14 protein-coding genes are annotated in these 12,536 nt (G+C 63.5%); 3 read left to right on the top strand and 11 right to left on the bottom strand.

Annotation, left to right across the window (positions count from 1 at the left end):
* Positions 1-274 precede the first annotated feature (274 nt).
* A complete protein-coding gene (locus Amn_RS09285; RefSeq protein WP_115732927.1) occupies positions 275-580 on the top strand; it encodes a hypothetical protein in 306 nt (101 codons plus the stop codon).
* 27 nt (positions 581-607) lie between these two features.
* Here the strand turns inward: Amn_RS09285 and era are convergent, their stop codons facing one another.
* The 7 genes from era to rpoZ all read right to left on the bottom strand — a co-directional run bounded on the left by era (position 608) and on the right by rpoZ (position 7,152).
* Entirely contained in the window at positions 608-1,537 is a 930-nt protein-coding gene (gene era, locus Amn_RS09280; protein WP_067964230.1) for a GTPase Era, read from the bottom strand.
* Complete coding sequence (rnc, locus tag Amn_RS09275) at positions 1,534-2,256, bottom strand: ribonuclease III (protein ID WP_067964232.1); 723 nt, start codon at positions 2,254-2,256, stop codon at positions 1,534-1,536. The genes era and rnc overlap by 4 nt, the downstream gene beginning before the upstream one ends.
* Before the next feature lie 2 nt (positions 2,257-2,258).
* Positions 2,259-3,005: a signal peptidase I gene (gene lepB / locus Amn_RS09270; RefSeq protein ID WP_154385019.1), complete on the bottom strand. Its 747-nt coding sequence runs from the start codon at positions 3,003-3,005 to the stop codon at positions 2,259-2,261.
* 103 nt (positions 3,006-3,108) lie between these two features.
* Positions 3,109-3,525 carry a holo-ACP synthase gene (acpS, locus tag Amn_RS09265; protein WP_286296427.1) on the bottom strand — a complete coding sequence of 139 codons (417 nt, stop codon included), beginning with the start codon at positions 3,523-3,525 and terminating at the stop codon, positions 3,109-3,111.
* A 100-nt stretch (positions 3,526-3,625) separates the two neighbouring features.
* On the bottom strand, positions 3,626-4,204 hold the full coding sequence (gene pyrE / locus Amn_RS09260; RefSeq protein WP_192317840.1) for an orotate phosphoribosyltransferase: 579 nt from the start codon (positions 4,202-4,204) through the stop codon (positions 3,626-3,628).
* Between the two features lie 48 nt (positions 4,205-4,252).
* Positions 4,253-6,487 carry a RelA/SpoT family protein gene (locus Amn_RS09255; protein WP_286296420.1) on the bottom strand — a complete coding sequence of 745 codons (2,235 nt, stop codon included), beginning with the start codon at positions 6,485-6,487 and terminating at the stop codon, positions 4,253-4,255.
* Between the two features lie 269 nt (positions 6,488-6,756).
* Entirely contained in the window at positions 6,757-7,152 is a 396-nt protein-coding gene (gene rpoZ, locus Amn_RS09250; RefSeq protein WP_286296418.1) for a DNA-directed RNA polymerase subunit omega, read from the bottom strand.
* A gap of 275 nt (positions 7,153-7,427) precedes the next feature.
* Between rpoZ and Amn_RS09245 the strand changes: the two genes are divergently transcribed.
* Together Amn_RS09245 and Amn_RS09240 are read left to right on the top strand one after the other, a co-directional pair.
* A complete protein-coding gene (locus Amn_RS09245) occupies positions 7,428-8,009 on the top strand; it encodes a LabA-like NYN domain-containing protein (RefSeq protein ID WP_182574381.1) in 582 nt (193 codons plus the stop codon).
* A complete protein-coding gene (locus tag Amn_RS09240; RefSeq protein WP_182574380.1) occupies positions 8,009-8,689 on the top strand; it encodes a uracil-DNA glycosylase in 681 nt (226 codons plus the stop codon). Before Amn_RS09245 ends, Amn_RS09240 begins: the two co-directional genes overlap by 1 nt.
* A 168-nt stretch (positions 8,690-8,857) precedes the next feature.
* On the opposite strand, the gene Amn_RS09235 is transcribed toward Amn_RS09240, so the two are convergent.
* From Amn_RS09235 to dapA, 4 genes are all read right to left on the bottom strand, one after another.
* Positions 8,858-9,079 carry a hypothetical protein gene (locus tag Amn_RS09235; RefSeq protein ID WP_286296414.1) on the bottom strand — a complete coding sequence of 74 codons (222 nt, stop codon included), beginning with the start codon at positions 9,077-9,079 and terminating at the stop codon, positions 8,858-8,860.
* A 475-nt stretch (positions 9,080-9,554) separates the two neighbouring features.
* Complete coding sequence (locus tag Amn_RS09230; RefSeq protein ID WP_286296412.1) at positions 9,555-9,842, bottom strand: GIY-YIG nuclease family protein; 288 nt, start codon at positions 9,840-9,842, stop codon at positions 9,555-9,557.
* A gap of 916 nt (positions 9,843-10,758) precedes the next feature.
* Complete coding sequence (gene smpB, locus Amn_RS09225) at positions 10,759-11,238, bottom strand: SsrA-binding protein SmpB (protein ID WP_067964246.1); 480 nt, start codon at positions 11,236-11,238, stop codon at positions 10,759-10,761.
* Between the two features lie 232 nt (positions 11,239-11,470).
* Positions 11,471-12,352: a 4-hydroxy-tetrahydrodipicolinate synthase gene (dapA, locus tag Amn_RS09220; protein ID WP_182574377.1), complete on the bottom strand. Its 882-nt coding sequence runs from the start codon at positions 12,350-12,352 to the stop codon at positions 11,471-11,473.
* Positions 12,353-12,536: the final 184 nt, after the last annotated feature.

The raw sequence follows: 12,536 nt of genomic DNA, 5'->3' as shown, positions 1-12,536 counted from the left end.
CATGTCGCACCACCTCGCCCCGATTCAGAAAAAGCATTGCGAGAGCGATAGTTCCAGATCGGTAACCAGCCCAAGCTGAACTTGTTGCTCCAACACGAACTTGTTCCTTAGACTGTCTTGTGTGGAAAAGCCTGCGAGGTTTGGCCAAAATGAGCCTGTCCATGCGAACAACAGAGCAGGCTCCGCGGTGAGGCGAGCCCTGGTATCCTGCGCAACATATACTCTGCTGACGATAGGGTTTTACTTGGCCCTACGGGCGGGCGACAGGCTTGGCATGTGGGGCATCATGGCTTGGCCGCTGCTGCTCGCGCCGATCATTTTTTGCGCCTATTCACTTGTGAAATGGCGGACAATCCAGCGCCTTGGAACCCGTGGCTCGATCATTGCAGCGGTTTCGGCGGCGATATGGACGGGCGCAGCGCTCGTGGTCGCCGCCCTCATGGCGTTGGGCCTGCTGATCGCAGGCGAACATCCTCTGTTCGCCATCGCCATGCTGCTCATGGCCGCCCCATCTGCGGCGGCCATTCCGATCAGCGCCCTGGCGGGCTTTGCAGCCCACAGGATCGCAGGGCTGAACTGATCGTGCCTTGCTGCGCAAGAAAATGCGCTAGCGCGGGAAATCCAGCCCCATCTCGCGATAACGCTCGGGGTCGTCGCCCCAGTTTTCGCGCACCTTGACGAACAGGAACAGGTGCACCTTCTGCTCGAGGATGCCGCCGATTTCCATGCGCGAGGCCTGGCCGATGGCGCGGATGGTCTCGCCCTTGTGGCCGAGCACGATCTTCTTCTGGCTGTCGCGCTCGACATAGATGACCTGCTCGATGCGCACCGAGCCGTCGGGCTTTTCTTCCCACTTCTCGGTCTCGACATGCGAGGAGTAAGGCAATTCCTGGTGCAGCCTGAGATAGAGCTTTTCGCGGGTGATCTCGGCCGCCAGCTGGCGCATCGGCAGGTCGGAGATCTGGTCTTCCGGGTAATACCACGGCCCCTCGGGCAGCCGCCTGGCGAGATAGTCGAGCAGATCCTTGCAGCCTGAGCCGGTCAGCGCCGACACCATGAAGGTGCGCTCGAAGTCGACGCGCTCATTGGCGGTTGCGGTCAGCTTCAACAGCTTTTCGGGATCGACCCGATCGACCTTGTTGAGGATCAGCACCTTGGGTTGACGCACATCCTTGAGCCGTTCGAGGATGGCGTCGGCATCGCCCTTGATGCCACGCTCGGCATCGATCAGCACCAGGATCAGGTCGGCATCCTTGGCGCCGCCCCAGGCAGTCGTCACCATCGCGGTGTCGAGGCGGCGCTTCGGCTTGAAGATGCCCGGCGTGTCGATGAACACGATCTGGGCGGTGTCGTGAGTGGCGATGCCGCGCACGATGGCGCGGGTGGTCTGCACCTTGTGGGTGACGATCGACACCTTGGCGCCGACGAGCTGGTTGACCAGCGTCGACTTGCCGGCATTCGGCGCACCCAGCAGGGCGACGAAACCCGAGCGGGTGCCGCCCGTTGCGGGCAGTGTGGTTTCAGGGGCATCGGTCACGATGCGGTCTCCTCATTCTTCCATACGCCCTCGCGCACCAGCAAGGCTGCGGCAGCGCTCTGCTCGGCCTCGCGCTTGGAGCGTCCGGTGCCGGTGGCGGGCAAAAATTGTCCGACCCGCACGATCACCGAAAAGACGGGGTCGTGATCAGGGCCGGTGCGGCTTTCGATCTCGTAGGCAGGCACTGAAGTCGACGCCTGGTGCGCCCATTCCTGCAGTTCGGTCTTGGGGTCGCGGCGTGCCGCCCCCACGGCCTTGGCGCGCGGCTTCCAGAATTTGTGGATGAAGCGCTTGGCCGCGTCCAGCCCGCCGTCGAGATAGATGACGGCGATCAGCGATTCCAGCGCGTCGGCACGCAGGTTGACACGTTTGCGCTCGGCCAGATTGCGCACTTCCGAGCCGGCGCGGATCAGTTCGGCAAGGCCGATCTCGTCGGCGATCTGGGCCAGCGCCTCGGCGTTGACCAGCGCGTTGAGACGGACCGACAGCTCGCCTTCGGGCGCATCGGGAAAATCCGACACAAGCATGTCGGCAACGGCGAGGCCGAGCACCCGGTCGCCCAGGAACTCGAAACGCTCGTAGTCGACGCCGGCATTGGCGCTGCGCGCGCTGCCATGCGTCAGCGCCCGTTGCAGGCGCTGATGGTCGCGGAAATTATGGCCGGTGCGGAGTTGCAGCGCGTCGGCGAGTTCCGTGGCGGTGAGCCGTTTGCCTGCCATGCCTATCGGACGAAGTTGAACAGGCGCGAGGCGCGCATCTCGGTCGGCCACTTCCAGATCTCGAGCGGGCTTGCGCCGCTGGCGATCGAGAAGAAGATGATGTTGGCGCGGCCGACGAGGTGATCGGCGGGCACGAAGCCGACATTGAAGCGGCTGTCGGTCGAGTTGTCGCGGTTGTCGCCCATCATGAAGAAGTGGCCTTCGGGCACGACGAATTCACGCGTGTTGTCGCCGATCGCATCCGGCGTCAGGTCGAGCGTGTCGTAGGAGACGCCGTTCGGCAGCGTCTCGCGATAGACGTCGACCGGACGGTTGACCTCGGTGATATCGGGGTTGTCGATCTGGCCGACCTTCTCGCGCGGCACGGCGGTGCCGTTGATGTAGAGCTGGCCGTCCTTCATCTGGATGCGGTCGCCGGGCAGGCCGACGACGCGCTTGATGTAGTCGAGCGACGGATTGGGCGGGAACTTGAAGACGACGACGTCGCCGCGCTCGGGATCCGAGCCGAAGAGGCGGCCCGAGAACAGGTCCGGTGAGAACGGCAGCGAATAGCGCGAATAGCCATAGGCCCACTTGGTGACGAACAGATAGTCGCCCTCGAGCAGCGTCGGCCGCATCGAGCCCGACGGAATCGAGAACGGCTGGAACAGCAGCGACCGGATCACCAAAGCGAGCAGCAGCGCCTGGACGATGACGCTCACGGTCTCGCCGAGCCCGCCGGACTTCTTCTGTTTTTCAGCCACGCTCATGTCGTCCTCGTTTTCAACCACGCCCTTGTCGTCACCGATTGGGGGCGCGATGGGTATAAGGGCTCACCGCCCCAGGAGCAATGTCCAAGCCGGTGCCAAAAGCCTAAGATAGTGGCGGTTGTTCGACCGGCAGCGCCTCGATGATCACAAAGGCTTGCGCAAGCGGAAAATCGTCGGTGATGGTCAGGTGAACCACCGCGCGATGGCCTTGGGGCAGCATGGTTGACAGCCTGTGCGCCGCACCGCCGGTCAGTTCCATCGTCGGCCGCCCGCCCGGCAGGTTGACCACGCCCATGTCGCGCCAGAACACACCTTCTGATATGCCGCAGCCGAGCGCCTTGGAACAGGCCTCCTTGGCGGCGAAACGCTTGGCATAAGACGCGATCCGCCCCCGCCGCCCCTCGGCGCGCGCCTTCTCGGCATCGGTGAAGATACGCTGGATGAAGCGCTCGCCATGACGGACGATCGATTTCTCGATCCGCCTGATGTCGACAAGGTCGCTGCCGATGCCGAGGATCATTTTTTCCCTCTCGGGGCACTTGGCCCAAGCTGCCGATCTCCCCCCTTGCGGGGGAGATGGCCGGCAGGCAAGAGGGGGGTGACCGGGCTCAACTGAAGCCTCAAATGTTCCGGCTGCCCGGCTTGATCGCCGGTATCGCCGCCAGTTCCGGCGGCAGCTGGTCGGCCGGATAGGCCGGCACTTCATATTCGGCAAGGGCTACCAGCGGCACGCCGACATCGGTCTTGCCGGCCGAGCGGTCGATGATGCAGGCGGCGGCCACCACCTCGGCGCCGAGTTCGTTCAGGCAGGCGATGGTCTCGCGGATCGACAGGCCCGTCGTGACGATGTCCTCGACGATGACGACACGCGCGCCTTTCTCGATCTCGAAGCGGCGCAGGCGGAAGGTGCCCTGCTCGCGCTCGACCCAGATCGCCGGCACCTTGAGGTGCCTGGAGGTCTCATAGGCCGGGATCAGCCCGCCGATCGCCGGGCCCACGACATAGTCGATGTCGCCCTTGACCTCGGCGCGGATCTTCTCGGCCAGCGCCTTGCACAACGCCTCGGTCTTGTCGGCATGCATGAAGACGCGTGCCTTCTGCAGGAACACCGGGCTGCGCAGGCCCGAGGTCAGGATGAAATGGCCTTCGAGCACCGCGCCCGCCGAGCGGAAAATGTCGAGAACGTCTTGTGTCTGCATCGTCGTCTTTCCTGTCTTCAGTCCAGCGCGCCTGCCTCAGCCCCTGCCTCAGCCGTTGACGCGGCGGGCATCGCTGACGCTGGAGTTGTCCTTGAGCTGGGAGATCAGCCGGTTCAGGTGCTTCAGATCCCAGACTTCGAGATCGAGCAGCATTTCGGTGAAGTCGGGTGCGGTGCGGATCATCGACAGCGTATGGATGTTGGCGTCGTTGGCGGCGACCACCTGGGCAATGTCGGCGAGCGAGCCCGGCGCGTTGATCGCGGTCACCGAAAGCCGCGCCGGAAAACGCTCCTTCGAGCCCTCGTCGAGGTCCCAGCGCACGTCGATCCAGCGCTCCGGCTGGTCGTCGAAGGCCATCAGCGACGGCGACTGGATCGGGTAGATGGTGATGCCCGAGCCCGGCTGCATGATGCCGACGATGCGGTCGCCCGGCACAGCCCCCTCGGGGGCGAAACGCACCGGCAGGTCGCCGCCGACGCCGCGGATCGGCACGGCACTGCCTTGCGCCTTCTGTTCCTTGCGCGACGGCGCGGTCGAGCGGCCGGGAATCTGGAACAGCATGCCGGCGGCGTTGCGGATCTTCGACCAGCCCTCCTCGCGCGGCTTGGCCGGATGGGTGGCGCGCTCTTCCTTGTAGTCGGGGAAGACGGCGCGGACGACGTCGTTGGACGACAGCTCGCCACGGCCGACGGAAGCCAGCACGTCCTCGATGTCCTTGCGCGCCAGGCGGTGCAGCACCGACTTCAGGCTGTCCTTGGAGAACTTCTTGCCGGCGCGCTCGAAGGCGCGTTCGAGGATGCGGGCGCCGAGGCCGGAATATTGCTTGCGGATGGCGTTCTTGGTCGCCCGCCGGATCGCCGAGCGCGCCTTGCCGGTGACGACGATCGATTCCCACGCCGCCGGCGGCACCTGCGCCTTGGAGCGGATGATCTCGACCTCGTCGCCATTCTTGAGCTCGGTCATCAAAGGCATCACCCGGCCGTTGACCTTGGCGCCGACGCAGGTGTCGCCAACGTCGGTATGCACCGCGTAGGCGAAGTCGATCGGGGTCGCCCCCCTGGGCAGCGCGATCAGCATGCCCTTGGGCGTGAAGCAGAAGACCTGGTCCTGGAACAGCTCGAGCTTGGTGTTTTCGAGGAAATCCTCGGGATTGTCGCCGTCGGCGAGCTGCTCGATGGTGCGCCTGAGCCAGCCATAGGCATTGGTTTCCTTGGAGATGGTGTGGCCGGCGCCATTGGTGGCCTTGCCGGCATTGTCCTTGTAGATCGAGTGCGCGGCGACGCCATATTCGGCGATCTTGTTCATCTCGCGGGTGCGGATCTGCAGCTCGATGCGCTGGCGCGACGGACCGACGATGGTGGTGTGGATCGAGCGGTAGTCGTTCTGCTTCGGCGTCGAGATGTAGTCCTTGAACCGCCCCGGCACCATCGACCATGTCGTGTGGATCGAACCCAGCGCGCGATAACAATCCTCGACGGAATCGACGACGACGCGGAAGCCGAAGATGTCGGACAGTTGCTCGAACGACAGCGCCTTGGTCTCCATCTTGCGGAACACCGACCACGGCTTCTTCTGCCGGCTCTTCACCTCGGCCTTGATGGCGTATTTCTCGAACTGCGCCGACAGCGCCTTCTCGATGTCGCCGAGCACGCCCTTCGAGCGCTCCGACATCTCGGCCAGCCGTTCGGTGACGGTGCGGTAGGCCTCGGGATTGATGTAGCGGAAGGCGAGCTCCTCGAGCTCCTCGCGCATGCCCTGCATGCCCATGCGCCCGGCGAGCGGCGCATAGATGTCCATCGTCTCCTCGGCGATGCGCAGGCGCTTGCTCTCGGGCACGTGGTGCAGCGTGCGCATGTTGTGCAGCCGGTCGGCGAGCTTGACCAGAAGCACGCGCACGTCCTCGGAGATGGCCAGCAGAAGCTTGCGCAGGTTTTCCGCCTGCTCGGCCTTCTTGGAGACGAGGTCGAGCTTCTTGAGCTTGGTCAGGCCCTCGACAAGCTTGCCGATGTCGGGACCGAACAGCTCGTCGATCTCCGCGCGGGTCGCCGAAGTGTCCTCGATGGTGTCATGCAGCAGGGCGACCGCGATGGTCGCCTCGTCGAGATGCATGTCGGTGAGGATCGCCGCCACTTCGAGCGGATGCGAGAAATAAGGATCGCCCGAGGCGCGGCGCTGATGGCCATGCTTCTGCATGGCATAGACATAGGCCTTGTTGAGCAGCGCTTCGTTGACGTCAGGCTTGTAGCGCTGGACGCGCTCGACAAGCTCATACTGACGCATCATGGGCGGCTTCCCGGAACTCGAAATGAATCATGCGCCGCAAGGGCTTGCGACGCATGTCATAGATAAACACAGATATGGCGGCGCGGAAGTGCCGATAAGCCGGTTTGGCAGCGTTTTGGCACGCCGCGAGACCTTTTTGAGAATTCGCCCTGCCGAGTCAGATGGCGTGGCTTTCGAGAACCGGAGCGGAGCGGACTTTCGGGTCCGTGAGCACCGGAAGCGAAGAAAGCCGCGTCAGGTGGCCGGCAGGGTAGAATTCTCGATAGGTCTCAGTAGTCGTCGCTCTTTTCGGGAGCCACGAGGCTCTCGATGCCGGCGAGCAGGTCTTCTTCCGACATGCGGTCGAAGTTGATGTTCTCTTCCGGCTCGTCCGCGTCGATCGCCGAGGCGCTCGTCTGGTCGGCGGGCTCCGGTGCCTCGGGCTCCGGCTCGTCGACTTCGACATGCTTCTGCAGCGAGTGGATCAGGTCTTCCTTGAGATCGTCGGGCGACAGCATCTCGTCGGCGATTTCGCGCAGTGCCACGACGGGGTTCTTGTCGTTGTCGCGCGGCAGGGTAATCTGCGCGCCCTGCGAGATCTGGCGGGCGCGGTGGCCGGCGAGCAGCACCAGCTCAAAGCGGTTGTCGACCTTGTCAATGCAGTCTTCAACGGTTACGCGGGCCATGAAGTGCCCCTTTCATGCATGGATTTGACGGAAAGCTGACGCGTGCCATAACCTGAACGGCCGCGCAATTCAAGCATCAAGCCGGCTTTGCCACCGACGCGTCGGATTTCGGACAGCCATCCACCCACAATTAATTTACCGCTTCGCGACCCTGCCCCCTTGGAATGAACCATCGCGAGCGATATTTGCCGCAGTGGGGCAAGTCATTGATTTGGGGGAACGAGCGCTCGACCAGCGTATTTGGCGTCAGCCTATTTCAACAAGGAAATTTTCCTATGTTTGATCCTCGCGAGAAAATCGCACTTTTTATCGACGGAGCTAATCTCTACGCAACCTCCCGCTCCCTCGGCTTCGACATCGACTATCGCAAACTGCTTTCCAGCTTCCAGAAGCGCGGCTATCTGTTGCGCGCCTATTATTACACTGCACTCGTCGAAGACCAGGAATACTCCTCGATCCGCCCGCTGATCGACTGGCTCGACTATAACGGCTTCAAGGTCGTCACCAAGCCGGCCAAGGAATTCACCGACGCCTCGGGCCGGCGCAAGATCAAGGGCAACATGGACATCGAACTGACGGTCGATGCCCTGGAACTCGCCGATGTCGTCGACCACTACGTCATCTTCTCCGGTGACGGCGATTTCCGCACGCTTGTCGAAGCGCTGCAGCGCCGCGGCCGCAAGGTCTCGGTCATTTCGACGATGGCCTCCCAGCCGCCGATGATCTCGGACGATCTGCGCCGCCAGGCCGACCATTTCATCGACCTGATGACGCTGAAATCCGAGATCGGCCGTGAGCCGTCGGAGCGTCCGGTGCGCAAACCCGACCCCGTCGATCCGACCACCGACGACGCTTGATGTCCGGCACCACGCTTCAAGCCGGCCGCCCGGCCTTGCCGGTCGATCCCGACCGGGACTGCCCGCTCTGCCCGCGCCTGCACGACTTCATCGCCAGTTGGCGCGCCCGCGAGCCGGGCTGGTACAACGGACCCGTCCGCTCCTTCCTTCCTCCCGAAGGCGAAGCGGCGGTGCGTTTCCTGATCGTCGGGCTGGCGCCGGGCGTACGCGGGGCCAACCGCACCGGTCGCCCCTTCACCGGCGACTATGCCGGCGAACTGCTTTATTCGACGCTCAAGCGCTTCGGCATGGCGCGCGGCGTGTTCGAGGCGCGGCCCGACGACAGCCTGGAACTGATCGGCACGGCGATCACCAATGCCGTGCGCTGCGTGCCGCCCGACAACAAGCCGGTGGGCGCCGAGATCAACACCTGCCGTTCCTTCCTGGTGCCGACGATCGCGCGCTTTCCCAACCTGAAGGCGATCCTGACGCTGGGCTCGATCGGCCACCAGTCGACGGTCAGGGCGCTCGGCGCGCGCGTCGCGGCGGTGCCCTTCAAGCACGGCGCGCGATGCGATGTCGGCAACATCGCGGTGTTTTCGAGCTATCATTGCTCGCGCTACAACACCAATACAGGCGTGCTGACGGAAGAGATGTTCGTCAACGTCTTCCGTGACGTGGCCGAATTCCTGCAGCAATAGACGGCCCATATAGACCACCTTTCCACCGCGCATGAAAAAAGCCCGGTTGCGCTGAGAGCACAACCGGGCAAGGGGCACTTGCAAATGGAACGGCTGGCTACTGCGCCAGCCGGTAGATGGTGCGGTCGCGTGCGGCGGAACCTGCCAGGGCCGACGCCCGCGACAGGATCAGCCGAGACCGAAACCCCGGCCCGGCACGAGGCCGTTGCTGCGAGGTAATCCGATGCTCCCGGACCTGTTGCGGCCGGCGGCCAGCCGGACAGCGTCGTCCTTGGTCGCCTGCGCACTGATTGCGGTCTTGGCACCGTCCTCATTCGCCACCGGCGCTGCGGCATAAGCCGTCGGCGCCAGCAGCAGCGACACCGCCGCTGCCATCATGATCGTCTTCATTTCTGCTCCTTTCACCTGTTACCCGGCCCTCAAGGCGCTCAGGCACCGCCCCCGGTGCCAAACCACGCCGCGCCGCTCGTGGTCTGCGTAGAGAAGTGGCAGCAATGCGCTGACTTGTGCATACGGCAAATGACGTATTTCGACGGGACGGCGGCAGGGGAATCAGCGCGTTGGTTAAGCGATTGCGCCGGCCGCGCGCGCCAGGATTATGCGAGCTGGTGAACAAGCTTGGCGCGCCAACATCGACGCGTCATCCCGGAAACCGAAGCGCAGCGGAGGTTATCAGCGCCAGCGCCGTCATCCCGGCCGAGCGAAGCGAGAACCGGGACCTATTGACCGACGCGGCCGGGATCGGGGTTCGGGGTTGCATTCATGAAGGCCAGGACGAGGACCCGGCCGTTCGCCAAGATGATCCAGTCAATGGGTCCCGGGTCTCGCTGCGCTCGCCCGGGATGACGAGCGCGTCATGCGACAGCTAGCCGTTCAGCGTCTCATACAGGTCCACCCAGCCGGGGTTCATCGCCTCGATCAACTCGAGCTTCCATTTCCGGCGCCACCGCTTGATGCGCTTTTCGTCCACGATCGCGTCGCCGATGTCTTGGTAATCCCGGTACCAGACCAACCGTTTGACGCCGTATTTCTTGGTGAAGCCGCCGGTGATTTCCTCCCGGTGCTCCCAGACGCGCTGTTCCAGGTTGCTGGTCACGCCAGTGTAGAGCGTACCGTTCTTGCGAGACGCGAGAATGTAGACATAGCCAGACATCAGCAGATGCAATCAGAAGAGCAGCAATTTGCAAGATCAGTTTCGTCTCGAATGAGATTTGCGGTCGGTTGGACTCTGACGGACAAACATTTTCGTTAAGAACGCACCACCTCAGTCATCCCGGATTCCGGGGCGCAGCGCTGGTTATCAGCGCCAGCGCCGTCATCCCGGCCGAGCGAAGCGAGAGCCGGGACCTATTGACCGGCGCGGCCGGGATCTGAGCTCGCGGTTGCATTCATGACGGCCAGGACGAGGACCCGGCCGTGCTCCACGATGATCCAGTCAATGGGTCCCGGGTCTCGCTGCGCTCGCCCGGGATGACGGGCGTATCATGATGGCCGGCAGGCCAGAGGGGGTGCGAAGAATTGCGGGGTGGCAAACAAGTTTCGCACGCCAAACATCTACGCCGTCATCCCGGAATCTGGAGCGCAGCACAGGTTGTCAGCGCCAGCGCCGTCATCCCGGCCGAGCGAAGCGAGAGCCGGGACCTATTGACCGGCGCGGCCGGGATCTGAGCTCGCGGTTGCATTCATGACGGCCAGGACGAGGACCCGGCCGTGCGCCACGATGATCCAGTCAATGGGTCCCGGGTCTCGCTGCGCTCGCCCGGGATGACGGGTGCATCATGATGGCCGACAGGCAAGAGGGGTGCGAAGAATTGGGAGGTGGCAAACAAGTTTCGCGCACCAAACATCTACGCCGTCATCCCGGAAACCGGAGCGCAGCGCAGGTTATCCGGGACCCATTGGCCGGACCATCGTGTGGCACGGCCGGGTCCTCGTCTTGGGCTTCATGCATTCAATCACGACCCCACACCCCGGCCGCGCCGGTCAATAGGTCCCGGGTCTCGCTGCGCTCGCCCGGGATGACGAAGCGTTGTCACCTAGTCTCCCCAGGGGGCAATCTGTAGCATCCCCTACCCCCGCTCTTTCAGCAGCCGGCCCTTTTCGCGGTTCCAGTCGCGCTGCTTTTCGCTTTCGCGCTTGTCGTGCAGCTTCTTGCCGCGGCTGACGGCGAGCAGCATCTTGGCCATGCCGCGATCGTTGAAATAGATCTTGAGCGGGATCAGCGTCATGCCTTCGCGCTCGATGTTCTGGGCGAGCCTGGCCATTTCGCGCTTGCTGACCAGAAGCTTGCGGCGGCGGCGTGTCTCGTGGTTGAAGCGGTTGGCCTGCAGATATTCCGGGATGTAGGAATTGATCAGCCACAATTCCCCACCCTCGAACGAGGCGTAGGAATCCTGGATATTGGCCTGGCCCAGGCGCAGCGCCTTGACCTCGGTGCCGCTCAGCACGATGCCGGTCTCGAGCGTGTCGAGAACCTCATAGTTGAAGCGCGCCTTGCGGTTTTCCGCGGCGATCTTGTTGTTGGGGTCGGATTTCTTGCCCTGGCTCATGACGTCGCTACTTTTCTGGTGCGTCCACCGATGCTCGGCCGCCGGGCACGCATCTCAGGATGGGAAAGCACTGCCCGCCCACAACCCTGCGCCAACAGCGCATCAGATCCCGGACGCCATGTGCTGACTGCCCCTCTCCCGAGGCACGAGCTCAACAGCAAGCCTCGAAGGACGCACAATTCGAAGAGCGCTTACATGGCTGCGAAGCGGCTGTTTCGCAACCCTTGGGCACTCAGTTGATGAGGCCGGCAAATTTCATTGCCGCGTCGATCTTGTCGGCCGTCGACTGCTCGATCGTCACCAGCGGCGAACGCAGCACGTTCTCGATGCGGCCGAGACGCGACAGCGCATATTTCGCCCCCGAAGCGCCCGGCTCGATGAAGATCGCCTTGTGCAGCGGCATCAGGCGGTCCTGCAGTTCGAGCGCCTTGGCGTTGTCGCCCGACAGGCTGGCGTTCTGGAACTCGGCGCAGAGGCGCGGCGCGACATTCGAGGTCACCGAAATGGCGCCGACACCGCCATGGGCGTTGAAGCCGAGCGCCGAGGCATCCTCGCCCGACAGCTGGATGAAATCGGTGCCGCAGGTGATGCGCTGCTCGGAGACACGCTCGACCTTGCCGGTCGCGTCCTTGACGCCGGCGATGTTCTTGAAGTCATGGGCCAGCCGGCCCATGGTCTCCGGCGTCATGTCGATGATCGAGCGCGGCGGGATGTTGTAGATGATGACGGGCAGCGTCGTTGCCTGGGCAACGGCTGCGAAATGCGCATAAAGGCCGCGCTGCGTCGGCTTGTTGTAATAGGGCGTGACCACGAGCACGGCGTCGGCGCCAACGCTTTCGGCATACTTGACCAGACCGACGGCCTCTTCGGTGTTGTTCGAGCCGGCGCCGGCAATGACCGGCACGCGGCCCCGCGCAACCTCGACGCACATCTTCACGACATGGCGGTGCTCGTCATGGGTCAGCGTCGGCGACTCGCCCGTGGTGCCGACCGGCACGAGGCCCGTGGTGCCCTCTGATATTTGCCATTCGACGAGTTCGCGAAAGGCTTTCTCGTCGAGACGGCCATTCTTTTCGAATGGTGTCACGAGCGCGGTAAGTGAGCCTCTCAGCATGTCGTCCAACTCCGGGAATCCTACGGTTTCACAGCCTTTTCAATGCCGCCGGCTTTCTAGCCGAAAGCAGGGCCGGGCACCATAGTCTCGACACCAATTTGCGGCAAGTGTGGCTGCACCCTATATCCGACCGAATCGAACGACCGCGCTAACCTTTCATTAACCCGCTCTTCACCACATGAAC

This window comes from Aminobacter sp. Y103A (genome assembly GCF_030294925.1).
GTDB classification, from domain to species: domain Bacteria; phylum Pseudomonadota; class Alphaproteobacteria; order Rhizobiales; family Rhizobiaceae; genus Aminobacter; species Aminobacter ciceronei.
This window is presented reverse-complemented; position numbering and strand designations above follow the sequence as displayed.

Excerpts from the sequence above, each read along its gene's own strand:
- Amn_RS09285 (WP_115732927.1), top strand. The coding sequence starts at position 275 with ATGTGGGGCATCATGGCTTGGCCGCTGCTGCTCGCGCCGATCATTTTT.
- rnc (WP_067964232.1), bottom strand. The coding sequence starts at position 2,256 with ATGGCAGGCAAACGGCTCACCGCCACGGAACTCGCCGACGCGCTGCAA.
- lepB (WP_154385019.1), bottom strand. The coding sequence starts at position 3,005 with ATGAGCGTGGCTGAAAAACAGAAGAAGTCCGGCGGGCTCGGCGAGACC.
- acpS (WP_286296427.1), bottom strand. The coding sequence starts at position 3,525 with ATGATCCTCGGCATCGGCAGCGACCTTGTCGACATCAGGCGGATCGAG.
- pyrE (WP_192317840.1), bottom strand. The coding sequence starts at position 4,204 with ATGCAGACACAAGACGTTCTCGACATTTTCCGCTCGGCGGGCGCGGTG.
- Amn_RS09255 (WP_286296420.1), bottom strand. The coding sequence starts at position 6,487 with ATGATGCGTCAGTATGAGCTTGTCGAGCGCGTCCAGCGCTACAAGCCT.
- rpoZ (WP_286296418.1), bottom strand. The coding sequence starts at position 7,152 with ATGGCCCGCGTAACCGTTGAAGACTGCATTGACAAGGTCGACAACCGC.
- Amn_RS09245 (WP_182574381.1), top strand. The coding sequence starts at position 7,428 with ATGTTTGATCCTCGCGAGAAAATCGCACTTTTTATCGACGGAGCTAAT.
- Amn_RS09240 (WP_182574380.1), top strand. The coding sequence starts at position 8,009 with ATGTCCGGCACCACGCTTCAAGCCGGCCGCCCGGCCTTGCCGGTCGAT.
- Amn_RS09235 (WP_286296414.1), bottom strand. The coding sequence starts at position 9,079 with ATGAAGACGATCATGATGGCAGCGGCGGTGTCGCTGCTGCTGGCGCCG.
- Amn_RS09230 (WP_286296412.1), bottom strand. The coding sequence starts at position 9,842 with ATGTCTGGCTATGTCTACATTCTCGCGTCTCGCAAGAACGGTACGCTC.
- smpB (WP_067964246.1), bottom strand. The coding sequence starts at position 11,238 with ATGAGCCAGGGCAAGAAATCCGACCCCAACAACAAGATCGCCGCGGAA.
- dapA (WP_182574377.1), bottom strand. The coding sequence starts at position 12,352 with ATGCTGAGAGGCTCACTTACCGCGCTCGTGACACCATTCGAAAAGAAT.